Source organism: Arcicella rigui (assembly GCF_034929435.1).
Classification (GTDB): Bacteria; Bacteroidota; Bacteroidia; order Cytophagales; family Spirosomataceae; genus Arcicella; species Arcicella rigui.
The window spans coordinates 79,879-101,658 of sequence record NZ_JAYFUM010000001.1 but is presented as its reverse complement, the minus strand read 5'-3'; the positions used below and the strand labels follow the sequence as shown (position 1 = coordinate 101,658).

At 35.7% G+C, this 21,780-nt stretch carries 24 protein-coding genes; 8 read left to right on the top strand and 16 right to left on the bottom strand.

Going from position 1 to position 21,780, the window contains the following annotated elements:
• Positions 1 to 70: 70 nt before the first annotated feature.
• The 10 genes from gmk to VB248_RS00465 all read right to left on the bottom strand — a co-directional run bounded on the left by gmk (position 71) and on the right by VB248_RS00465 (position 8,473).
• A complete protein-coding gene (gene gmk / locus VB248_RS00510) occupies positions 71 to 640 on the bottom strand; it encodes a guanylate kinase (RefSeq protein WP_323294773.1) in 570 nt (189 codons plus the stop codon).
• A 110-nt stretch (positions 641 to 750) separates the two neighbouring features.
• Entirely contained in the window at positions 751 to 1,017 is a 267-nt protein-coding gene (locus VB248_RS00505) for a phosphohydrolase (RefSeq protein WP_323294772.1), read from the bottom strand.
• A gap of 150 nt (positions 1,018 to 1,167) precedes the next feature.
• A complete protein-coding gene (locus tag VB248_RS00500) occupies positions 1,168 to 1,785 on the bottom strand; it encodes a sigma-70 family RNA polymerase sigma factor (RefSeq protein ID WP_323294771.1) in 618 nt (205 codons plus the stop codon).
• A gap of 171 nt (positions 1,786 to 1,956) precedes the next feature.
• The gene (locus VB248_RS00495; RefSeq protein WP_323294770.1) at positions 1,957 to 2,463 is read right to left on the bottom strand and encodes a hypothetical protein; all 507 of its coding nucleotides are present in this window, start codon (positions 2,461 to 2,463) and stop codon (positions 1,957 to 1,959) included.
• A 50-nt stretch (positions 2,464 to 2,513) separates the two neighbouring features.
• Complete coding sequence (gene mreC, locus VB248_RS00490; RefSeq protein ID WP_323294769.1) at positions 2,514 to 3,362, bottom strand: rod shape-determining protein MreC; 849 nt, start codon at positions 3,360 to 3,362, stop codon at positions 2,514 to 2,516.
• A 280-nt stretch (positions 3,363 to 3,642) separates the two neighbouring features.
• Positions 3,643 to 4,668: a rod shape-determining protein gene (locus tag VB248_RS00485; RefSeq protein ID WP_323294768.1), complete on the bottom strand. Its 1,026-nt coding sequence runs from the start codon at positions 4,666 to 4,668 to the stop codon at positions 3,643 to 3,645.
• A gap of 180 nt (positions 4,669 to 4,848) precedes the next feature.
• Entirely contained in the window at positions 4,849 to 5,514 is a 666-nt protein-coding gene (locus VB248_RS00480; protein WP_323294767.1) for a beta/alpha barrel domain-containing protein, read from the bottom strand.
• 1 nt (position 5,515) lies between these two features.
• Positions 5,516 to 6,523 carry a sugar kinase gene (locus VB248_RS00475; RefSeq protein ID WP_323294766.1) on the bottom strand — a complete coding sequence of 336 codons (1,008 nt, stop codon included), beginning with the start codon at positions 6,521 to 6,523 and terminating at the stop codon, positions 5,516 to 5,518.
• On the bottom strand, positions 6,520 to 7,977 hold the full coding sequence (locus VB248_RS00470) for a tagaturonate reductase (RefSeq protein ID WP_323294765.1): 1,458 nt from the start codon (positions 7,975 to 7,977) through the stop codon (positions 6,520 to 6,522). The genes VB248_RS00475 and VB248_RS00470 overlap by 4 nt, the downstream gene beginning before the upstream one ends.
• Positions 7,978 to 8,155: 178 nt before the next feature.
• Entirely contained in the window at positions 8,156 to 8,473 is a 318-nt protein-coding gene (locus VB248_RS00465) for a DUF3467 domain-containing protein (protein WP_323294764.1), read from the bottom strand.
• Positions 8,474 to 8,628: 155 nt separating this feature from the next.
• Between VB248_RS00465 and VB248_RS00460 the strand changes: the two genes are divergently transcribed.
• The gene (locus tag VB248_RS00460) at positions 8,629 to 9,324 is read left to right on the top strand and encodes a YjjG family noncanonical pyrimidine nucleotidase (RefSeq protein WP_323294763.1); all 696 of its coding nucleotides are present in this window, start codon (positions 8,629 to 8,631) and stop codon (positions 9,322 to 9,324) included.
• A gap of 204 nt (positions 9,325 to 9,528) precedes the next feature.
• Here VB248_RS00460 and VB248_RS00455 read toward each other — a convergent pair whose 3' ends face one another.
• Both VB248_RS00455 and VB248_RS00450 read right to left on the bottom strand, forming a co-directional pair.
• Positions 9,529 to 10,146 (bottom strand): hypothetical protein, encoded by a 618-nt coding sequence (locus VB248_RS00455; RefSeq protein ID WP_323294762.1) that lies wholly within the window; start codon positions 10,144 to 10,146, stop codon positions 9,529 to 9,531.
• A 140-nt stretch (positions 10,147 to 10,286) separates the two neighbouring features.
• On the bottom strand, positions 10,287 to 10,589 hold the full coding sequence (locus tag VB248_RS00450; protein ID WP_323294761.1) for a (2Fe-2S) ferredoxin domain-containing protein: 303 nt from the start codon (positions 10,587 to 10,589) through the stop codon (positions 10,287 to 10,289).
• 165 nt (positions 10,590 to 10,754) lie between these two features.
• On the opposite strand from VB248_RS00450, the gene VB248_RS00445 reads away from it, so the two are divergent.
• The 4 genes from VB248_RS00445 to VB248_RS00430 all read left to right on the top strand — a co-directional run bounded on the left by VB248_RS00445 (position 10,755) and on the right by VB248_RS00430 (position 14,650).
• A complete protein-coding gene (locus tag VB248_RS00445; RefSeq protein WP_323294760.1) occupies positions 10,755 to 11,636 on the top strand; it encodes a fructosamine kinase family protein in 882 nt (293 codons plus the stop codon).
• Positions 11,637 to 11,685: 49 nt separating this feature from the next.
• On the top strand, positions 11,686 to 12,732 hold the full coding sequence (locus VB248_RS00440; RefSeq protein WP_323294759.1) for an AAA family ATPase: 1,047 nt from the start codon (positions 11,686 to 11,688) through the stop codon (positions 12,730 to 12,732).
• A 6-nt stretch (positions 12,733 to 12,738) separates the two neighbouring features.
• Positions 12,739 to 13,248, top strand: coding sequence for a hypothetical protein (locus VB248_RS00435; RefSeq protein WP_323294758.1), 510 nt, complete (start codon positions 12,739 to 12,741; stop codon positions 13,246 to 13,248).
• 115 nt (positions 13,249 to 13,363) lie between these two features.
• Positions 13,364 to 14,650, top strand: a complete 1,287-nt coding sequence (locus VB248_RS00430) for an O-acetylhomoserine aminocarboxypropyltransferase/cysteine synthase family protein (RefSeq protein ID WP_323294757.1) — start codon at positions 13,364 to 13,366, stop codon at positions 14,648 to 14,650.
• A gap of 148 nt (positions 14,651 to 14,798) precedes the next feature.
• Here the strand turns inward: VB248_RS00430 and VB248_RS00425 are convergent, their stop codons facing one another.
• Complete coding sequence (locus VB248_RS00425) at positions 14,799 to 15,674, bottom strand: SDR family oxidoreductase (RefSeq protein ID WP_323294756.1); 876 nt, start codon at positions 15,672 to 15,674, stop codon at positions 14,799 to 14,801.
• 161 nt (positions 15,675 to 15,835) lie between these two features.
• Between VB248_RS00425 and VB248_RS00420 the strand changes: the two genes are divergently transcribed.
• The 3 genes from VB248_RS00420 to VB248_RS00410 are packed head-to-tail and all read left to right on the top strand — an operon-like array spanning position 15,836 to position 17,600.
• On the top strand, positions 15,836 to 16,201 hold the full coding sequence (locus VB248_RS00420; RefSeq protein WP_323294755.1) for a winged helix-turn-helix transcriptional regulator: 366 nt from the start codon (positions 15,836 to 15,838) through the stop codon (positions 16,199 to 16,201).
• Between the two features lie 35 nt (positions 16,202 to 16,236).
• Positions 16,237 to 16,809 carry a nicotinate (nicotinamide) nucleotide adenylyltransferase gene (nadD, locus tag VB248_RS00415; RefSeq protein ID WP_323294754.1) on the top strand — a complete coding sequence of 191 codons (573 nt, stop codon included), beginning with the start codon at positions 16,237 to 16,239 and terminating at the stop codon, positions 16,807 to 16,809.
• Complete coding sequence (locus tag VB248_RS00410; protein ID WP_323294753.1) at positions 16,806 to 17,600, top strand: Rossmann-fold NAD(P)-binding domain-containing protein; 795 nt, start codon at positions 16,806 to 16,808, stop codon at positions 17,598 to 17,600. Before nadD ends, VB248_RS00410 begins: the two co-directional genes overlap by 4 nt.
• Positions 17,601 to 17,747: 147 nt before the next feature.
• Here VB248_RS00410 and VB248_RS00405 read toward each other — a convergent pair whose 3' ends face one another.
• The 3 genes from VB248_RS00405 to VB248_RS00395 all read right to left on the bottom strand — a co-directional run bounded on the left by VB248_RS00405 (position 17,748) and on the right by VB248_RS00395 (position 21,682).
• Positions 17,748 to 19,463 (bottom strand): GMC family oxidoreductase, encoded by a 1,716-nt coding sequence (locus VB248_RS00405; protein WP_323294752.1) that lies wholly within the window; start codon positions 19,461 to 19,463, stop codon positions 17,748 to 17,750.
• 76 nt (positions 19,464 to 19,539) lie between these two features.
• Positions 19,540 to 20,085, bottom strand: coding sequence for a gluconate 2-dehydrogenase subunit 3 family protein (locus tag VB248_RS00400; protein WP_323294751.1), 546 nt, complete (start codon positions 20,083 to 20,085; stop codon positions 19,540 to 19,542).
• Positions 20,086 to 20,470: 385 nt separating this feature from the next.
• The gene (locus VB248_RS00395) at positions 20,471 to 21,682 is read right to left on the bottom strand and encodes a 4-hydroxy-3-methylbut-2-enyl diphosphate reductase (RefSeq protein WP_323295056.1); all 1,212 of its coding nucleotides are present in this window, start codon (positions 21,680 to 21,682) and stop codon (positions 20,471 to 20,473) included.
• Positions 21,683 to 21,780: the final 98 nt, after the last annotated feature.

The window sequence follows — 21,780 nt, the reverse complement described above, 5'->3', positions numbered from 1 at the left end:
CAATCCAATGAATGTTTTACTTCGTGTTTGCTAAAATGCCTTTTAGCAAACACGAAGCAATACTTCTACTCTATTGTGTAAACTCTTCAAATAATTTCTGTGCTTTTCTGAAAGCTTCTGTCAAATCGTCATTAAGTAAAACAACATCGAATTTATCTTGAAATGACATTTCAAAATTCATTTTAAAAACTCTTTTAGAAATCGAATCTTCAGAGTCTGTACCACGTTCACGCAAACGCTTTTCTAATTCTTGCACGCTTGGTACTTTCACAAAAATCGACAAAGCACGCTCTTTATAATACTCTTTGAGTTTCACACCTCCACGTACATCTACATCAAAAATAACGTGTTTACCAGAAGCCCAAAGGCGTTCTATTTCTGATTTTAAAGTACCATAATAAGCTCCGGGATATACTTCTTCCCACTCCACAAATTCGTCGTTATCAATCTTGATTTTGAACTCATCTGGAGACATAAAGTAATAATCCTTACCGTTTTCTTCATTACGTCCACGTTTATCACGAGTACAAGCAGAAATAGAAAAGCCAAGATTGTCGTTGTTGGCAAGTAAATGTTTTACAATGGTAGTTTTGCCCGAACCAGAAGGGGCAGAGAAGATGATAAGTTTTCCGTTTTCCAATTTTTGAAGCGTCAATGGTAAAAACTTGATTTAAAAAAAAAGTTATTAAGTAAAATCGTAAATAAACGATAAACTTAATAACCATTTTACTGAACCCTCAAAAGGGTTACTTATAATGCACTTATTTTCTTTTTGATACAATCAATCAAATTAGAAGGAATACATTTCTTTTCTAATTTCAATTGCATTGTCTCTTTAATACACTTTTCTAACTCATATCCTTTTTCGCAAGGTAAACATTTATCCATGTTTTCCTTAAACTGAGCTATTTGCTCGTCTGTTGCTTGCCCGTCCACAATTAACTGTACCAATTTCATGCACTCAGACTGATGCTCGCAACTTGTCTTTTTTTGAATTTTTTCAACCTCGGAAACCATTATTCTATAGGATTAATCAATTTTAATTTGGCGTTTCAATGGGGTTTGATTATGATAATCAAGTAGTTATTGAACAGGAAGGTTTAAAAAAAAATTCCCTTTCCTTAAAAAATATAGAAAAATAGTACATTTTTCTCTGTTTGTCAATAATTACTCTGCCATACTGTCAGCATTTACATCATAACCCAATGATTTGGCATAAGATTTTAATTTTTCTTTTAATAACATCCTTGCTCTGTGCAAACGAGAGCGAACTGTTCCGATTGGAATATCCAAAATTTTTGCCATTTCTTCATACGTGAATCCTTCGACATCACAAAGAATAATGACAGTACGAAAATCTACGGGCAACGCATTCAAAGCATTAGCGATTTCATCGCCGATTAAGTCTTGAACAGTATCAGCACGTAAATCTACTGTTTGCGTTGTTTCTGCATCTTCTTCTGAATTATAAGTAGTCTCAACGTCTTGGTAATCAACCTTTGATGGTTCTTTAGATTTTTTTCTAAAGTCGTTGATAAAACTATTCTTTAAAATCCTGAAAAGCCATGCTTTAGCATTAGTTCCTTCTGCAAAAGAGTTGATAAATCTGAATGCTTTAAGATAAGTATCTTGTACAAGGTCGTTGGCATCATCTTCATCATTTGTCAGACGAAAGGCAAAGTTGTACATTGAGTCAATGTACGGCATAAATTCTTTCTCGAAAACCTTGTGTTTTTCGGCTTCAGAATAGGTTTGAGTTATTTTGATTTCTTCTTGCTCGTCCATGGTTGCTGCTGAATATCACTGGATAAAAAATAGAAAATGACATATCATTATCATTCGTCATCAGTCATCCAAATTATAAAGTGTCGGGTATCTTCTACGAACAAACAACTTGCCAAGGATTTTTCAGGCTATATTCCTGACAAAAAGGCACATTATTTTTTTAGAAGAATTTTAATCTTTTCTGAAAAATTGAATGATGATGATTACAAGTGTAGTGAAAATAGTACTGGCTATTACTTTCATTAATATCGGAACTATTAAGCCAAAGTTGGAAGCTTCTAAAGAAAAAAGCACAAAATGGTGAATCATAGTTAGGATAACGACATAACTCAAAAACCATGAAGCTCCCATAGATTTTAAGCTTAAAATCTGACGTTCGTCATAACCTCTTTGTGGCACTAACAAAGTCAACACGGGCTGGCGTAAGTAAGCAATTAAAGTCATGGCGGCGGCATTTGCCCCAATTGTATTGTAGAATACATCTACCAACATTCCTGCCACAAAACCCAACAAGATTAACTGTACTCTTGAGGTATCAAAAGGCAATAAGATGATAGTGGCTACATACACAAAACAAAACGCATAGTTAAAAAATACCAATTGTCTGACAAAGAAAATTTGCAACAAAAGATAAAAAATAAAGGTAAAAATTTGAGGAACTATATTTCTGGGAGTCATTCTTAAATCAGGTTGCCGAGTTTAATGATTGGGCGATGCCGCAAAAGATATTACTTTTTAGGTTCGTTATCAATTTCCTCTAATTTTTTTTGTTCCTTTTCTAAAGTATTGTTAATCACATACACATACGAAAGTGTGTGAAAATCAGTTGCCAACTGTACTTTTATATCATGGAAAGTATTATCTGGTTTTACGCCAACTTTCTTCACGTAGCCAATTACGATGTTTGGCGGGAAAACATAGTTGAAGTCAGAAGTCATAATCGTATCACGTACTCTTACGGTTTTGTATCTTGATACATCTGTCATTTCAACAATTTCAGGATTTACGCCATCCCATTTGATTGAACCAATCTCGCTATTACTTTTTATTTTAGCAGAAACCGTATAATCTGAATGCAAAATTGTGATTACTCTTGAATAATGTTCTGAACAAGATTTAATCTTTCCAACTACTCCAGTTGATGAAATTACGCCCATTCCAGGAGCTAAACCATCAGCCGAACCTTTATCAATCGTAATATAATTATTGAATTGAGAAGTAGTGAGGTTTGTGATTTTGGCTACGGTATATTTAAAACGTGCTGCTACCGCAGAATCTGCTTTATAGCGAACAACAGACGTAGGTACATTAAGCTGCTGAGCCTGTAATTTAGCTACCATTTCATTCAAGCGTTTGTTTTCTGAGGCTAAATCTGTATTTACAGCTTTTAGATTAGAGTATTCAACAAGAGAATTGGATAACTTCAAGGCTTGTGCAACGTAAAGATTTGTGGTATTGAAAAGTATTGCACTTGGATAATTATTGACCGAATAGAAAAACCAGAGACTCAGTATTTCCAACAATGCGAACAAAATGAAGGCTCGTTTTCTGGATAAAAATTGGATTAACTGATACATTTTCTGAAAATAGATTCTTGGATGATTGTATAATTGCGAATTAATTGTGTACGAAAGTTTTAAAGCAATTTATGATTTGGGATTTCTGATTTCGGAAATTGGATAAAATATTTCCTCAAAAAACTTTTTACAAAGCTGAAATCCGACATCTGAAATCCGAAAACAACAGTTTTATAATCCTTCGTACAGTACTAACTGCGAATAGCCCTTAATGTAAAATGAGTAAATGAAAGAACGTTTGGTTTTATTCTTTCATTTACCCATTTCATGTATTGCCACATTAAGAGATAAGTATTGGCTTGAAATGATCAAGGTGCTTGAGTACCTCGCCAGTACCTCGCACAACGGCTCTTAAAGGATCATCGGCAATATGAATTGGAAGTTTTGTTTTATTCGCCAAGCGTTTGTCTAAACCATGTAATAAAGCTCCACCGCCTGTTAAATGAATACCATTATGGTAAATATCGGCTGAAAGTTCTGGAGGAGAAACCTCTAAAGCCTTCATTACGGCTTCTTCAATTTTTGAAATCGACTTGTCCAAAGCATAAGCAATCTCAGAGTACGTTACTTTAATTTCTTTAGGAATACCTGTCATCAAATCTCGTCCACGAATTTCATAATCCGCTGGCGGATTATCTAATTCTGGTAAAGCCGAGCCTACTTCGATTTTGATTAATTCTGCCGAACGTTCACCAATTAATAAATTGTGTTCACGACGCATATAATCAACAATGTCACGAGTAAACACATCACCAGCAATACGAACCGAAGCTTCGCATACAATACCTGAAAGGGCAATAACAGCAATTTCAGTAGTACCACCGCCGATGTCCACAATCATTGAACCATTTGGTTGTTCAATATCAATACCGATACCGATTGCCGCAGCAATTGGCTCGTGAATCATGTACACTTCTTTCGCTCCAGCGTGTTCGGCTGAATCTTTTACCGCTCTTTTTTCTACCTCTGTGATACCAGAAGGAATACAGATAACCATTCGATGAGAAGGTGTAAAGAAACGGTTGCCCGTATCAATCATCTTAATCATTCCACGAATCATCAATTCGGCAGCCGTAAAGTCGGCAATTACTCCATCTTTCAAAGGACGGATAGTTTTGATATTTTCGTTAGTTTTTTCGTGCATCTGCATTGCCTTGTTTCCAATCGCCAACACTTTGTTGGTGGCTTTATCAAGGGCAATAATAGATGGTTCGTCAACCACTATTCTATCTTTATGGATAATTAACGTATTGGCAGTACCAAGGTCAATCGCAATGTCTGAAGTCAGGAAATTAAATAATCCCATTTTATTATTTTGTTCTTTATTTTAGTATTCTTGTCAGGTTTCGTGTAAAGTTAATTAATTAAAACAACCTGTGCTTGGATATTCTTGTAAAAGTACAAAATTAATGAGAATGTAAGATATTACCTTCAAACGATATGAAAAAATTACTCATTGAATAATAAGTAAATGGCATCGTATAAGTTATTCGTGCTTTCCTTTCACTATACTGATACAGTTTCTGACGGTAGTTTCAATCCAATCAAAATTATTTTTTTCCAAAATGTCTTTAGGGAATAATTGTCCTCCCATTCCTACGGCTTTTGCTCCTGCACCAAACCAAGTATTCAAACTTTGAGCAGTAGGCTCAACCCCTCCCGTAATCATCATTTCTACCTTTGGTAAAATACTTTTAATAGATTTAATGAAGGATGGATTCAGTACATTGGCTGGAAATATCTTTACAATATCAGCTCCTAAAAGATGTGCTTGGTAAATTTCATTGGCAGTAAGTACGCCCGGAAACCAAGCCATTTGATTTTGCTGACAAACCTTTGCCACTCCTGCATCCAAAGTGGGCTGAACGATAAAATCAGCATCTAAACTAACAAAGTACTCGGCTTCTTGGGCATTATAAATTGTACCGATACCAATTGCCATATCAGGGAATTCGTCACGAATGTATTTTACCAAAGCTGCAAAAACTTTATCCGCTCCTTTACCACGATTGGTATATTCAAATACTCTGATGCCTCCATCATAACAAGCTTTGGCAACGGCTTTGCTTGTTTCTATATCTGGATGATTGAAAAGTGGCATGATAGGTACTTCGTCCAATTTGGCATAAATACTTTTTTGAGGAAATTTCATCTTATCTTCTTATTTTTCCGCTAACATCGCCATTCATTACGGCTTCTATTTCGGCAACACTGGCAATATTAAAATCGCCTTCAATGGTATGTTTCAAGCCCGAAGCTGCTACCCCAAATTCTATGGCTTTTTGGGTATTTTGGTAAATCAATTCTCCATAAATATAACCTGCCATAAACGCATCGCCTCCGCCAATTCTATCTACAATGTCTGGAATGTTCAAGGTTTTGGTTTCTAACATTTCTACTCCATTCCAACATTTTCCGACAAGTGTATTATGCGAAGCTGAAATCTGTCCTCTTTTGGTAGAAAGTATTTTCTTGAGTTTAGGAAACCGTTCATTGAGTTGCTGACACACAGATTTAAAGCTTTTCTTTTCGTCTGTCGGAACAATACTAAACATATCAGCGGCATCGCCTTTGCTACAAATGATTACATCGCAGTACTCTATCAGTTCGGGCATTACTTCTTTGGGGCGTTTTCCCCATTTCCATAAATTTGAACGGTAACCTACATCTGCCGAAACGGTTAATCCCATTCTACTGGCTGCTTTAACGGCTTCCAAACAAGCCTGAGCCGCCGAAGCAGAAATCGCAGGGGTTATTCCTGTAAAATGAAACCACTGGGCATCTTGAAAAATCAATTCCCAATCAAAATCCGCTGGATTCAGCGTAGCAAATGAAGAAGCGGCTCTATCGTAAATAACTTTGCTGGGTCGCATGGCTACGCCTTGTTCTACAAAATAAACACCGATGCGGTCGCCACCCAAAACGATATGCTGGGTATCCACACCATGTTTTCTGTAAGCGTTGATGGCTGTTTGCCCCAAGTCGTTGTCTGGGAATCGAGTAACATGGCTGGCAGGTATTCCCATTATAGACAAAGAGGACGAAACATTCGCTTCGCCCCCTCCAAAATTAATATCGAAACTTGTCGCTTGTTGAAAACGGTGATGACGAGGCGTACAAAGCCTCATCATTACCTCACCGAAAGTGACTACTCTTTTCATAAATACTTTCTTACGGCATCTGCGAAGCCATCTAATTGTGTTAAATCTTCACCCCACAAACTGCGGTTGGCTAATACTTTGTCTAAATCAAAATTTTCCCAAGCTTCATAGAAGTAAGGAGCAAAATTACAGTTGATTGGATAATACTCTCCGTTCGACTCTCCGTAATAATTTCCATTTACTTCTTTTTCTGCCTTCATAAATTGTAGATAAGCAGCAAAACCCATTGCAAAAAGTTCTGGAGCTTTACCAAACTCACGGTAATATTGAAGCAGAATCGGGATATTTCTCATCTTCATTTTGGCAGTATATTGAACCGTAATATCTAATAATTTATGATTCAAGAATGGATTACGGAAACGGTCTAAAACCATTCTACCGAAACGGTCTTTAATTTTTGAATCAATTTTATACGGAATCGCTAAAGATACTTCGCCAAGCATTAAGTTGGTAATGATTCTGTTCAAATAAGCATTACTCATTACATCTTTTACCAAACGGAAGCCCAATAAATAAGACATTCCACAAGTAAGCGTATGCGTTCCATTGAGCATTCTTAACTTTAATTCACGATATACTTCGATGTCTCTTTCGATAATTACGCCCGAATCAACAGAAGCAAAAGTTAAAATTTTACGAATTTTCTCATCTCCTTGAATCGCCCATAAACGATATACTTCTGAAAGAATCATCAAATCGTCTGTGTAGCCAAATCTTTTTTGTAGGTCAGTTCTCGTTTCTTGGTCTGGTTTTCCCGGAACAATTCTGTCAACTAATGAATTACAAAAATGATTATGGGTTTCGAGCCACTCGATAAAATCTGGCTCAAGTCCGTTTCTATGAGCTTGTTCTAAAACAATTTCTTGAAGTTTATCACCATTTCCTACGATTAATTCCGTTGGGATAATCACCATTCCACTTTTGGCTGTACCACCAAAAGTTTTCCAACGCTCGTATAAAAACGCTAATAATTTAACAGGGAAAGATTGTGGAGGATTGTTGGTTACTTTATCGTTTTCCAGCAAAGCAATACCTACTTCTGTGGTATTAGAAATGATTACTTGCATTTCTGGGTTTTTGGCACAGTTGAGTACTTCATTCCATTCCGAACGAGCAGATAATGTACGAGAAATCGACGCATTCAGCACATACTCTTCTATTGGCTGGCCGTTCTCAAGTCCTTTAATACAATGCGTGAAAAGTCCATCTTGTTCATTAAAATCGTCTGCTTCACCTTTGTCAGTAGATTTTACTACAACAACACGACCATTAAAAACGCCTTGCTTATTTGCTTTGTCGATAAAATAATCACAAAGCCCTCTCAATAAAACTCCTGTTCCAAATTGTAGTACTTTTTCGGGTAATTCAAATACTTTTTCGTCGGGTACTTCAAGAAGTTTGCTCAATTTTTGAGAATGTGAGGCTAAATGTGCTTTGGTCAGTTTTGGGTTCATTGTATCTCAATAGTTTATTATTTATTTTGAAAGTAGTATAGTACAATTTATCTACTGTTTTTGTCATATAAAATCAACAATAAAGCGTAAAGTAAGTGCATAGACCTAAGTCTAAAACCCATTTTACGCTTTGTTGATGAAAATTTTAAATAAATGATTGATGCTATTTTGTCCTTATCTAAGCTTCGCCGATTGGCCCACGGTAATTGGTCGGAAACTGAAAACCGTTCTTGTCTTGAGTAATTGGGCCATAAGCATCCTCGTATTTTTCGATATTTTCTTTCAAAGCATTCAAAAGACGATAAATATGGTCGGGTGTAAGGATTACTCTTGATTTTACTCTTGCCTTCGGAATACCGGGCATCATTTTAATAAAATCAATAACAAATTCACTCTGAGAATGTGCAATCATCGCCAAATTCACGTATTCACCTTCTGCCATCGCTTCGGTTAATTCTACATTTATCTGGTTTTCATCGGTGGGTTGACTTGCCATTTTATAATTTAATTTAATTTCTTAAAATTGTTTTTACAAACTATGAATTTATACAAAAGAATAGCTTATTGCAAATTAATTCATTTTTATCCTTGAAAAACAAAAAGCGAAGGATTTTGTTATCAGCAATAGACTTCTTCTTTCCTGAAAAATTTATGTATAAACATCTCTTCTTCGACCTCGACCATACGCTTTGGGACCATAATACAAACTCAAAACTGGCTTTGGATGAAGTATATCAGCATTATCATTTACAAGAACTCGGCATTAGCTCTTCTGCTCAGTTTTATCTTACTTTCAACGAAGTCAATCATCAATTATGGGATTTGTACGAACAAGGGAAAATCTCTCAATCTGTTTTACGTCACGAACGCTTTCGGATGATTTTCTCTCGCTTAGGCTGCCACGACCATTCGCTTTGCGACGAAATCACCGAACGTTACATTCATACTTCTGTCCGAAAACCACATTTACTCCCCAATACAACAAAGGTTTTAGACTACCTTTTTCCGAAGTATCCGTTACATATTATTACCAATGGTTTTATTGAAATTCAAGAAGTAAAGATGAGTTTTGGTGGAATCAAACATTATTTTCGTGAAATTATTACTTCTCAGAATTCGGGTTACAAAAAACCTGATGTGGGTATTTTTGAATATGCTTTGGATTTAGTCGGGGCGAAGGCTTCTGAGTGTATTATGATTGGTGATAGTTTTCAGAGTGATATTGTTGGAGCAAATAAAGCGGGCATTGATACGGTTTTCTTTAATCCTGACGGCAGAAAACAAGAACGGACTTTTGTGCCTAAGCATGAAGTGAAGGATTTGATTGAGTTGAAGAGAATTCTCTGATTTTGAGACTGAAAGACTTTAGGACTTTAAGATTTTTGGAGATAAGATACAAGACTTTGGGACTGGAGGACTTTAGGATTTTTGGAGACAAGATACAAGAGGCAAGAAACAAGATTTGAAGACTTTAGATTTTTGTGATTTTATTTTTTAAATGAATAGAAAAAAATTAAGCCTATTGCCTACGGCTTATAGCCTAAAGCCACTCTAAAATAACGACAATTGATTGGTGTCTCCTTTTTTGTCGAAAATCTTTTTGTCTTTGATGAGTTTGCGGTGTTGTTCTAAAAAGTCAACAAAAGCATCTATTTGTCGGTAAAGTGGTGCAAAATTATAAGTACTGATGCTGTATTTTTCTTGATACACTTCTTCAAAATCTGTGATGATGTACTCCAACGTTTTTACGCCCCACTTCTGCAAACCCAATAAGTATAAATTCTGATGATTGAAGGCAAAGCGATTGGGTTCATAAAATCGAGTGGATTTTAAATCAACGGCACGGTCGCCACCAACCAAATCTACAAAACCATAAATCAAGCAGTTTTTATACCTTGCTTCGGTATAAAATTGAGTTTTGTACTTGTGTGGCAATAATTCTCTGGTTTTTTCGATAACTTCTTCTTTGAAAGCCTCTTCATTTTCGCCAGTAATGATGGCTTTTTCAAAATCTATTCCCCGTTGTTGTGCGTCGGTAGTTGGCTTTTTTACTCGATTAATGCGGTCTATCATTTCCCATAAATCCACCATAATGTTCCCTTGAAAATCAGTAGTTTGATTTTCATAGAGAGCAAAAGAATTTAATAATGTTGGATAAATTTTGTACATGATACGTTGGAATGATGAGTTGTGAATTGTGAGTGATGAGTTAAAATACTGAATTACAGAAATTTAATTTGCATAACACTTTTTGAGTAATTTTAAAATTGTCCTTTGAAAGAGTTTTGCTATTTCAAAGGACAATCATATTAAGCAATTACTAAACGCTCAACAGCCTTGTCGCCAACTAAGTGGCTTTCTACGATTTCTTCTACGTCCGACAATTGAACATTACCATAAAATACGCCTTCTGGATATACTACCAAAGCTGGGCCAAATGCACAAACATCTAAACAACCTGCTTTCTGAGCTCTGATTTCAGCCGATAATCCTTTTTCTTTCAAAGATGCTTTGAAGGCATCCACTAATGCACTTCCTCTTTCTGCTCCGCAACATTTTTTTGGAGCATCTTTCTGATTAGTACAAATAAAAACGTGTTTCTTGTATTTCATTACTGTGTTTGAATTTTATGAATTGTCGTTGAAGTGATTTTCAACAATTTGTTTTGATAAAATCGTTCATTCCATGCAATTTAATGGTTTTCTCGTAATTTTGGAATAAACCAATGAAGACAGGAAACAAATAAATCCTATTACATACTTCACAATCCTTTTTTTATGACTTTCCAGACACAAGAACAATATCAGTTTATAGAGAGTATTCTTTTTGAAAACTTAGGGCATCATCCAGAAGTACTTGATTTTCAGTTTTTTTATGGCGGAAATTTTAATCTTGCCGTAAAAGTAAAAGTTGCCGAAGGCAATTATTTTATCAAGTGGAATCAAGGCGACCACGAAGGAATGTTTGAATCAGAAGCTCGTAGTCTTAGAGTATTAAGAGAAACAGGTGTTTTGTCTATTCCCGAAGTAATCAATTACGGAAAGATTTTAGACAAAGAGTACTTGATGATGGAATTTCTGACGGCTGGTTTCCAACAAGAAAACTACTGGCAAGATTTCGGACAGAAACTGGCAAAATTGCATTTGCATACCAATCAAAATCACGGATTAGACTTCAACAATTATGTGGGTGCATTACGCCAAAGTAATGAATGGATGGAAAATGGCGTAGCATTTTTTATTGAAAAACGCTTGAAAGTACAAGCTGGTTTGGCTCTGTATGACCGCAAAATTTCGCCAGAATTATACGAAAAGTTTCAACGTTTGTACGAGAAACTCCCCAGCCTAATCCCCAACGAAAAGCCAGCACTTTTGCATGGTGATTTGTGGTCGGGCAATGTAATGACCGACAACGAAGGATTAGTAGCCTTAGTTGACCCAGCCTGTTATTACGGCTTGCGTGAAGCAGAATTAGCATTTACAACCATGTTTGGCGGCTTTAATACCGTATTTTATGAAGCCTATCACGAAGTATATCCAATCGAAAACGGTTTTGGCGACCGCATTCCTTTGTATAATTTATATCCTTTGATGGTTCATGTAAATCTTTTTGGCGGCGGCTACTTGGATGCAGTGGAGAAAATTTTGAAAAAGTTTTAGTAAAAAGAAGTCCTGATAAGTAATTAAATTTCTCTTAAATTACATTAAGATGATTCAGAAAATTCATATTAAAAACTTTACTCGCTTTGAGGATAATTCTTTTGAATTTTCAAAAGGTTTGAATGTATTTGTTGGACAAAATGGCTCAGGGAAAACTCATTTATTAAAACTTTTATCAGTAATTCTAAAAACCAATGAAGCAAATAATGGCTCTGGGAAAGAAAAATTCGAGAGCTTATTAGGAGAAAATTTGGTAAACTATTTCAAGCCTGAAAACTTAGGAAGGCTTGTAAAAAGAAGTCAAGGAAGAGCAAAGGCTGAAATAGAAATCATTATTGACGGCACAGCACAAAACTTCAATTTTTCAACCAATTCAAAAACGAGTGTAAAAACTGAAAAATATGCTACTTTAGCACAAACACCATCTTTATACATTCCTCCACGAGAAATTATCTCTGTTTTTGAAGGTTTTATCAGTTTATATCAAAAAAGAGAAATTAGTTTTGATGAAACATATTATCAATTAGCATTGGCATTAGATACCAGTTTATTAAAAGGCAGACGATTTGATGAAGCTCAAAAATTAGTAAGTCCTTTAGAAAAAATTACTGGAGCAAATGTATTGAAAGAAAATGGACGGTTTTACTTCAAAAACGAACAAGGGAAAATGGAAATGCCCTTAGTAGCCGAAGGTTTTAGAAAAATTGCTACATTGATGTATTTGATTTTAAATGGTGAATTAGGAAAAAACTCCGTACTCTTTTGGGATGAACCAGAAGCCAATTTAAACCCAAGATTAATTAGTCAGATTGCTGAAATTTTAATCACATTAGCCAATAGCGGAGTTCAAGTATTCATTGCTTCACATGATTATTTATTAACGAATTTACTTTCTTTGAAATCAGAATATCGAAAAGATTTAATTGAAGAAAACCTTCCTCCTATCAAATTTTTTGGAATGTATGAAAAAGAACAGGAATTATTAGTGGATGAAGGAGAATGTATCGCCGATTTATCCGAAAATTCGATTTTAGAAGAATTTTCAAACTTCTATGACTTAGAGCAAACCTATTTTAATAAAGCACTCAAATCATAAAATAAGATGACCGTTTTTGAAGAAAGTAATCTACATTTTGAATTTGACTCTCGGTACAACATCATCAAATCGGATAATGATGTCAATATCATTAATGCTAAAAAGTTTTTACAAGGTACAAAAGACACTGATTTTTTGGGTTTCTATACTCCTGATAAAATCTTTTTTATGGAAGTCAAGAATTTTAAGGGCGTAAAACATGAAGATATTGAAGTACTTACCAATGAAGTTGCCCAAAAGCTTAGAGATACTATTTCAATCATTGCTGGAGCATCCAGAAATACGACCAATCATAAAAATTTTTGGGAAACGCTTCATCAGAAAATCGGACAAAGTAATACTGAAATCTTTTTTGTTTTTTGGTTAGAAGAAAACACCTATACACACAGAGAAAAGCATCGACTACAAAATATCACTGAAAAGCTTAAAACAAAGTGCAAGTGGCTTAAAACAAAAGTAATTGTTCAATCCACCAAAAATTTTCAGTTGGAGGGAGTAAATGTAAAATTTTGTTAAAACAATTTATTTTTAATAGATAAAATACTTGACTATAATTTTACGTTTAAATTTATTAATTAACTTTGTCTATCGAATAAGTAGAATATATCGTTTAAAATTAACAAACAATCTCATGAAATTTGAAACACTTCAATTGCACGCTGGGCAGGAAATCGACCCTACAACAAATTCTCGTGCAGTACCTATTTACCAAACTACGGCTTATCAGTTCAACAGTTCAGAACATGGGGCTAACCTCTTTGCTTTGAAAGAATTTGGGAATATTTATACCCGAATTATGAACCCAACAAGTGATGTTTTTGAAAAACGTATAGCTGCCTTAGAAGGTGGCGTGGCGGCTTTGGCTGTTGCTTCGGGGCATGCGGCACAGTTTATCGCTATCAATAATATTACTACGGTTGGCGACAATTTTATTACTACTTCGTTTTTATACGGTGGTTCGTATAATCAATTCAAAAATTCATTCAAAAATATTGGTGTTGAAGCTCGCTTCGCTGATGGCGACGATGTTTCGTCTTTTGAAGCCTTGATTGACGACAAAACCAAAGCGATTTATTTAGAAACTATCGGGAATCCAAGTTTCAGTATTCCTGATTTTGAAGCCTTTGCTGAATTAGCTAAAAAATACGATTTACCCATTATTGTTGATAATACTTTTGGTGCGGGCGGTGCTATTGCACAGCCAATCAAACATGGTGCTCATATCATTGTAGAATCGGCGACTAAATGGATTGGTGGACACGGAACTACGATGGGTGGTGTAATTGTAGATGCAGGTACTTTCAACTGGGGAAATGGAAAATATCCACAGTTTACAGAGCCTTCGCCAAGTTATCATGGATTAGTATTGAATGATGTTTTTGGTATCGGTGGGCCTTTCGGAAATATCCAGTTTATCATTCGTGCCAGAGTAGAAGGTTTGCGAGATTGGGGGCCAGCACAAAGTCCATTTAATTCTTTCTTGTTATTGCAAGGCTTAGAAACGCTAACTTTAAGAGTAGAAAGAATTGGCGAAAATGCACTTGCACTTACTAATTGGCTGGCTGAACATCCAGAAGTTGAAAGTGTAAATTATCCCGGTTTAGCAAGTAGCCCTTACCATGAATTAGCGAAAAAATACCTTACTCGTGGTTTTGGTGGCGTGTTTTCGTTTAAACTAAAAGGTGATAAAGCCAGAGCCGAAAAATTTGTGAATAGCCTTAAACTCATCAGTCATTTGGCCAATGTGGGCGATGCTAAAACATTGATTATTCACCCAGCTTCAACAACGCACTCGCAACTTTCGGAAGCTGAACAAATTTCGGCAGGCGTTGAACCAACTTTATTGAGAATTTCAGTAGGTATCGAACATATCGACGATTTAAAAGAAGATATTGAACAAGCTTTGGCGGCTTTGTAGGTTTTTAGCTGTGAGCGTTGAGCTTAGAGCTGTGAGCTGTCAGTCATCAGCTTTCAGTTTATTTAAAAATACAAAAACCCGTTGTTGAAAATTTCAACAACGGATTTTTGTATTAATTTTCAAATTAACACATCTTCAAATTTTCAAATTACTTCCCATAAACTCCTTGCAAATAAGTCTCAAGAGAAGTTGGTGTTCTACCCAATAAAGTGGCTAAATCTGTGCTTACTTCGTCAAATTCTCCCTCTTTGATTGCTCCACTGAAACCAGCAAATAAACCAATGTACTCTGCTGGTACGCCTGCTTCTGTAAGTGTTTTGCTAAATTCTTCAACACTTGGCGAAACATACACGATTTGCTTACTTGTAATTGATGAAATTATCGCTGCTATGTCTTGATACGAATAGGTTTTCGCACCTGTGATTTCATAAATCTTATTCTCATGACCTTCGCTTGTCAAGATATTTGCTCCTGCTTCTGCCATATCTGTACGCAAAGCGAAAGCTGTTTTTCCATCTCCAGCAGGCTGATAAATTACGCCTGTTTCAAGTACTTGTCCACCGATAAACAATGGCAAAATATCGGCATACAAAGTATGTTTCAAAATTGTGTAATTTAAACCAGATGCTTTTAGCCACTCTTCTGTTTGGATATGCGATTTAGCCACAAATACAATTGGCGAAGTTTCAGTTTCATTTTTACGTTGGAAACTGGTATAAATCACGTGTTTTACGCCTGCGGCTACGGCTGCTTTTACTACATTTTCTTGTTGTGCAAGTCTGTGTTGAACATCACTTCCTGAAACAAAATATAATTTATCAATTCCTTGAAAAGCAGCAATTAATGAATCTATATCGCTGTAATCGCCCACAACAATATTTACTCCTTTTTCTTTCAAGGTTTCCACTTTAGCGGCATCTCTTACCAATACTGAAATGTTTGACGCTGCTGTTTTTTCTAATAAAAAATTTACAACGGCACTTCCTAATCCGCCTGTTGCTCCTGTTACTAATATCTTACTCATTTCTTTAAATGTTTATTTATGAATGTTTTTTTGCAAACTAAAAGTTATTAAGTTACTTTTGGTAAGTCAAAGGTAAAAGGTAAGTAAGTACCTCACAAGAAGGCACGAAAAAGTTAGGCACTTACTCAGAAGTAATTAATATTGAAAATCAATCAATTAAGATGGAAAAAAATTTTAAAAAATTTTCAACCTCTCCTCAATGTCCCATAAGAAATGTATTAGACAGATTTGGCGACAAGTGGTCGATACTGGTGATTTTGGTTTTGGGAGAAAACGGCACGATGCGTTTTAATGAAATCAATAAAACAATTGGAGATGTTTCGCAGAAAATGTTGACGGTTACGCTCAGAACTTTAGAAGCCGACGGCTTGGTGGCAAGACAAGTATTTCCAGAAATTCCTCCGAGAGTTGAGTACCAATTAACGCATTTGGGAATGAGTCTTATGCCACATATTACCAGTTTGGCAAGTTGGGCAGACCAGAATATTCATCAAATTAAAACTTCGAGAGAAAAATTCAATGCTTAATTTTGTAAGCAATCATTAAAGACACATACCTTTTTATGAAAATTGGTTTATTTTTCGGTTCGTTCAATCCTATCCATATTGGACATTTGATTGTGGCGAACGTAATGGCTACTACAACCGACTTGGAGCAAGTATGGTTTGTTGTTTCTCCACAAAATCCATTTAAAAAAAACAAATCGCTTTTGCACGAATTCGACCGTTATGATATGGTAGAAAAAGCCATTATGGATAATCCAAAATTCAGAGTAACGAATATTGAATTTTCGATGCCAAAGCCTTCTTATACCATTGATACGCTGATTCGGCTACAAGAAAAACATCCACAACACGAATTCAAATTGATTATTGGCGGCGATAATTTGGCACAATTTCCGAATTGGAAAAATCATGATAAAATTTTAGAATACTTTGGTTTGTACGTGTACCCACGCCCCAACGCCGAACCAAGTCCTTTAGAAAACCATCCACAAGTACGTTTGGTGAATGCTCCTTTATTGGACATTTCAGCAACTTTTATTCGTGAATGTTTGAAAAAAGGACAGTCAATTAGTTATATGATTCCGGAAGTAGTGGAAGAATTTATCCACAGAAAAAAGTTTTATTTATGAAAATTAGCATTTTAGGTTGCGGTTGGCTTGGCTTGCCTTTGGGCAAATTTTTGGTTGAAAGAGGACACCAAGTAAAAGGTTCTACAACTTCGGAAAATAAATTTCCTTTATTACAAAATGTAGGAATCTCGCCTTATTTACTTCAATTTTCGCCTGCTATTGAGGGCGAAAAACTTTCGGATTTTCTTCAATCAGAAGTATTAATTATTTGTATTCCTCCACGTGCTAGAAAATTTGGCGAAGACTATCACATTCAGCAAATACAGTCTTTGGCAAGTGCCTTGGCGACTTCTACTATCCAATCTGTTATTTATACTTCTTCAACTTCGGTCTATCCAGATTTGAACAAAGAAGTAACAGAAAACGACGTTGTTAATGAAAACTCGGCTTTGATAAAAGTAGAGAACCTACTGAAAAACCTTGAAAATATTCAGACAACTATTTTGCGTTGCGGAGGATTGATGGGCTATGAAAGAATTGGAGCGAAGTACTTTGCAGGAAAACGAATCAATACTGGTAATATTCCTGTTAATTATGTTCATCAGGACGACGTGGTGGCAATCATTACGATGATTCTTGAAAAAGGTTTTTGGCAAGAAACTTACAATGTAGTTTCGCCTGAACACCCGATTCGTAAAACTGTATTTTTAAAAAATTGTGAAAAATATGGCTTTGAAAAACCAATTTTTGAAGAAGCGACTGAAGAAATTCCTTTTAAAATTATTAGTCCTAAGAAATTGATTGAGCAAACAGCTTATCAATTCAAATACGAAAACCCTTCGGATTTTTAAGTAGGTTTGTACATTTACTTCTTGCTTGTTTCTATTAAGTAGCGATTAGTGTTTTATATACCTAATAATCAAATATTTACAAAAACGTCGTTTAAATTGTAAAATAGCTGATAATTACGAATATAAAACACCAATCACTATTATCACTTACAAATTCCCTTTTCTCATTTCCTTCACAGCATAGTCAGCAGAGCGAGCCGTCATAGCCATATAAGTAAGCGATGGGTTTTGTGTTGAAGTTGAAGTCATGGCAGCTCCGTCAGTCACAAACACGTTTTTACAACTATGAATCGCATTCCATTTATTCAAAATTGACGTTTTAGGGTCTTTACCCATTCTTGCTCCGCCCATTTCGTGAATATCCAAACCAGGAGTACGATGCGAGTCGTTCGTTCTGATATTTTTGAAACCTGCTTTTGTGTACATTTCTGTAAGCTGTTCAAAGAAATCTTTCACCATTTTGCGGTCGTTGTCGTCGTAATCTACTGAAATTTTCAATTGTGGAATTCCCCACGGGTCAAGTTTCGAGCTATCCAAAGCTACATAATTACTTTCTTTCGGAATGGTTTCGCCCATCATGTGCGAACCTACATTCCAAACATTGTTATACTCAGGTTTTAATAAAGCCTTTTTCAAATCTTCGCCTAAGCCACTTCTGTCATCATGTTGATAATGCCCTGCCGAGAAGCCAGCCGCATAACCACGCAAGAAATCAGTTTCTTGTTTTTCAACATTTCTGAAACGAGGAATATAAGCAGAATTTGGTTTACGTCCGTCCGTTGTACTTCCCAAAAATCCTTCATACTCAGCATCAATCGTTGCAGTATAATTGTGGAAAGCTACATATTTACCCAACACGCCGCTGTCGTTTCCTAAACCATTCGGGAAGCGATGTGAAGTAGAATTTAACAAAACCAAATTTGAATTTAATGCAGCAGCATTTACAAAAATGATTCTTGCATAAAATTCCATCATTTGCTTAGTATTGGCATCAATTACTCTTACGCCTGTGGCTTTGCCTTTTTTCTCATCATAAATGATAGAATGTACCACTGAGTGCGGACGTAAAGTCAATTTACCAGTTTTAGCCGCCCAAGGCAAAGTAGATGAATTACTACTGAAATATCCACCATAAGGACAACCTCTTTCGCAAATTGTTCGGCTTTGGCACTGAGCTCTCCCTTGGTCGTAATGTACTTGTTTGGGCGAAGTAAGGTGTGCACATCGCCCAGTAATGATATGGCGGTCTTTATAATTTTTGGCTACTTGTTCTTTGAAGTATTTCTCTACACAATTGAGTTCGTGTGGTGCTAAAAATTCACCATCAGGCAAACTCGCCAAATTATCTTTATTCCCAGAAATACCTGCAAATTTTTCTACATAACTGTACCATGGAGCAAGGTCGGCATAACGAATTGGCCAATCAACGGCAAAGCCATCACGGGCTGGGCCTTGAAAATCATATTCTGACCAACGTTGTGTTTGGCGAGCCCAAAGTAAAGATTTTCCACCAGTTTGGTAGCCACGAATCCAGTCAAATGGTTTTTCTTGTACGTAAGGATGTTCGGCATCTTTTACAAAAAATTGTTCTGTTCCTTCATAAAAAGCATAACATTTACTTACAATCGGATTGGCGTCTTTCACTTCTTTTTTAATACGATTGTGGTGTTCAAACTCCCACGGTTGCATCAAAGTAGTTGGGTAGTCCACTACGTGTTTTACTTCTCTGCCTCGTTCTAAAACTAAGGTGCGTAATCCTTTTCCAGTAAGTTCTTTGGCAGCCCAGCCACCACTTATTCCCGAACCAATTACGATAGCATCGTAAGTTTGATTTTTTATGGCATCTATATTTATATTCGACATATCGCTTGAATGATAAATTATTTTACTTGTTTTGATTGCTTAGTCGTTTAACCTTTGGACTAAAAAAAGTAAAAATTTACTTTTTAATAGGAACACATCCATGATAACGTCCCGGAACCATTTCGTAAATTCTTAGATTGGTCATTACATATTCCGAAACCAAGTACCCGTCGATAGTCAGTCCTTTTACCAAATGTAAAAAACCTTTTTCATCACTGTTTTGTGAAGTACTCATTTTTTTCAAAACTTCTAACCGTTGTTTTGAGTCATTTTCTACAAAAGTTTTACCATTCTCTTTTTTAGCTAATTCATCCACAGAAATAAGCCCTTTTGCAAAAATGTCTTGTGATTTTTTATCGTAGCAATCAGCTATCATTCTCAGAATAAACTTATCAGCACCCAGTTCTTTTGCTCCTGGAGTATCAGTTTTTGGAATAATGGTAGCTACGATTTCTGCTAATAATGTTTCCTGAGAAGAAGTAATACTCAATGAATGATTTTGCAGTGTTTCTTTACTCCACGCATTTGCCCATGTCGGTAAAACGATTGTTCCGCCAATCGTCAGGGCTAAGTTTTTAATTGCCGAACGTCTTTGCATTTTGTTGGATTGATTTATGGACACAAATAAAAGATTTTTTACTTTAGACTTTAGTCTGACTTATAGGCTTTTAATTAATTGGTTTTAGGGAACTGAATTTACAAATAATATTCATGCTAAACCAAATTTCTACACCGAGAATGATGGCTGAAAGTTATCCACAATAAAAATTAAAATGTGGATAACTCTGAATTGTGTGGATAAGTAAGCAAGAGTGTAGAATTAGTTTTAAAATTTTGCTTTAGGCTCTAAGCTTTAGGCAATAGGCAAAATGTTTATTTTTTACAGTGAAAAGTATTTTTGCTTACGGCTTACAGCCTATTGCCTATTCTGCCTGATTACTTATTGCTATCAAAAAAAGAGGCTAAACCCTCAAGTTTAGCCTCCAAAATATAAAATAAGAGTATTTTTATGCCACCGAAATAGGTAAAGCTTCTGGGAAAAACGAATGTAATTTCAATAAAATTGATTCTACCACTGCATCTGGACAAGAAGCTCCGCAAGTAAGCATTATGGTTACTTGTTCTTTTTTCGGTATAAAATCACTTGTATGTTTTTCTGTTTTTGAATGTAAATCAAAATGACAAATCAGATTTTCTGTCAAGATTTTATCGGCAGAAGAAATAAAATAGGTTGGCAATTTTTGCTCACATAATTCTACCAAATGCGAAGTATTCGATGAATTATAACCGCCAGCCACTACTGCTAAGTCTGCGTTTTCTTTCAATAAACCATAAGTAGCACTTTGGTTATCGTTAGTAGCATAACAAAGCGTATCACGAGTATCAGCAAAATAAGCCGTTACATCAGAGCCTTCAATATTATACTTTTGAATCATGATTTGCTTCAAATAATCTGCAATTCCTTGAGTATCAGAAGCCAACATAGTAGTTTGATTTACTACACCGATTCTCTGTAAATCTTTACTTACATCAAAACCTTCTGAGTACTGACCTTTAAATTCTTCATAAAATTGTGCTGTTGGTTTTTCTCCAGTGATGTACTTTGCCAATTCTACGGTTTGCTTCATGTCTTTTACAACAATGGTCGGTGCATTCTCTTTAGCATGAGAAAAAGTAGCTCTTGTTTCTTCGTGCGAAGGTTTTCCATGCACTACAATGGTATAATCTTTCTGTCCAATTGCCGAAGCACGATTCCACACTTTCTCTACAAAAGGGCAAGTAGTGTCATACTGGTAAGCATTAATTCCAATTTCAGCAAGTCGATGTTGGATTTCGACCGTTGTACCGAAAGCTGGTACAATTACTACGTCTTTATCTGTCAAATCATCCCACGGAATCAATTGGCTGCCCGAAGTATCCATAATAAAATTCACTCCACGACTTTGTAGATCAGCATTTACGTCAGGGTTATGAATCATTTCTGATAATAGAAAAATTCTCTTATCTGGATTTTCTTCGATAGTACGGTAGGCAATTTCAACAGCGTTTTCAACACCATAGCAAAAGCCAAAGTGTCGGGATATGAGAAACTTTACCGAACCACAATCTAAGACAGTCGGTGTAAAGTCCTTTTTAAGTTTATCTTGTACTCGGCGTTTCTCCTTGATGCCGCCAATAATACTACTTTTATATAGCTCTGGAATCTGAAATGATTTCATTTTCTTCATTTTTTTTCGGGCATCTACGTCTTGTGGCGATATTACCCGAAACCGTTCAACATCAGAAGAATTACTAATTACCTCCATCTCTCTAAACA

Excerpts from the sequence above, each read along its gene's own strand:
- VB248_RS00505 (WP_323294772.1), bottom strand. The coding sequence starts at position 1,017 with ATGGTTTCCGAGGTTGAAAAAATTCAAAAAAAGACAAGTTGCGAGCAT.
- VB248_RS00500 (WP_323294771.1), bottom strand. The coding sequence starts at position 1,785 with ATGGACGAGCAAGAAGAAATCAAAATAACTCAAACCTATTCTGAAGCC.
- VB248_RS00495 (WP_323294770.1), bottom strand. The coding sequence starts at position 2,463 with ATGACTCCCAGAAATATAGTTCCTCAAATTTTTACCTTTATTTTTTAT.
- mreC (WP_323294769.1), bottom strand. The coding sequence starts at position 3,362 with ATGTATCAGTTAATCCAATTTTTATCCAGAAAACGAGCCTTCATTTTG.
- VB248_RS00485 (WP_323294768.1), bottom strand. The coding sequence starts at position 4,668 with ATGGGATTATTTAATTTCCTGACTTCAGACATTGCGATTGACCTTGGT.
- VB248_RS00480 (WP_323294767.1), bottom strand. The coding sequence starts at position 5,514 with ATGAAATTTCCTCAAAAAAGTATTTATGCCAAATTGGACGAAGTACCT.
- VB248_RS00475 (WP_323294766.1), bottom strand. The coding sequence starts at position 6,523 with ATGAAAAGAGTAGTCACTTTCGGTGAGGTAATGATGAGGCTTTGTACG.
- VB248_RS00470 (WP_323294765.1), bottom strand. The coding sequence starts at position 7,977 with ATGAACCCAAAACTGACCAAAGCACATTTAGCCTCACATTCTCAAAAA.
- VB248_RS00465 (WP_323294764.1), bottom strand. The coding sequence starts at position 8,473 with ATGGCAAGTCAACCCACCGATGAAAACCAGATAAATGTAGAATTAACC.
- VB248_RS00460 (WP_323294763.1), top strand. The coding sequence starts at position 8,629 with ATGTATAAACATCTCTTCTTCGACCTCGACCATACGCTTTGGGACCAT.
- VB248_RS00455 (WP_323294762.1), bottom strand. The coding sequence starts at position 10,146 with ATGTACAAAATTTATCCAACATTATTAAATTCTTTTGCTCTCTATGAA.
- VB248_RS00450 (WP_323294761.1), bottom strand. The coding sequence starts at position 10,589 with ATGAAATACAAGAAACACGTTTTTATTTGTACTAATCAGAAAGATGCT.
- VB248_RS00445 (WP_323294760.1), top strand. The coding sequence starts at position 10,755 with ATGACTTTCCAGACACAAGAACAATATCAGTTTATAGAGAGTATTCTT.
- VB248_RS00440 (WP_323294759.1), top strand. The coding sequence starts at position 11,686 with ATGATTCAGAAAATTCATATTAAAAACTTTACTCGCTTTGAGGATAAT.
- VB248_RS00435 (WP_323294758.1), top strand. The coding sequence starts at position 12,739 with ATGACCGTTTTTGAAGAAAGTAATCTACATTTTGAATTTGACTCTCGG.
- VB248_RS00430 (WP_323294757.1), top strand. The coding sequence starts at position 13,364 with ATGAAATTTGAAACACTTCAATTGCACGCTGGGCAGGAAATCGACCCT.
- VB248_RS00425 (WP_323294756.1), bottom strand. The coding sequence starts at position 15,674 with ATGAGTAAGATATTAGTAACAGGAGCAACAGGCGGATTAGGAAGTGCC.
- VB248_RS00420 (WP_323294755.1), top strand. The coding sequence starts at position 15,836 with ATGGAAAAAAATTTTAAAAAATTTTCAACCTCTCCTCAATGTCCCATA.
- nadD (WP_323294754.1), top strand. The coding sequence starts at position 16,237 with ATGAAAATTGGTTTATTTTTCGGTTCGTTCAATCCTATCCATATTGGA.
- VB248_RS00410 (WP_323294753.1), top strand. The coding sequence starts at position 16,806 with ATGAAAATTAGCATTTTAGGTTGCGGTTGGCTTGGCTTGCCTTTGGGC.
- VB248_RS00405 (WP_323294752.1), bottom strand. The coding sequence starts at position 19,463 with ATGTCGAATATAAATATAGATGCCATAAAAAATCAAACTTACGATGCT.
- VB248_RS00395 (WP_323295056.1), bottom strand. The coding sequence starts at position 21,682 with ATGAAATCATTTCAGATTCCAGAGCTATATAAAAGTAGTATTATTGGC.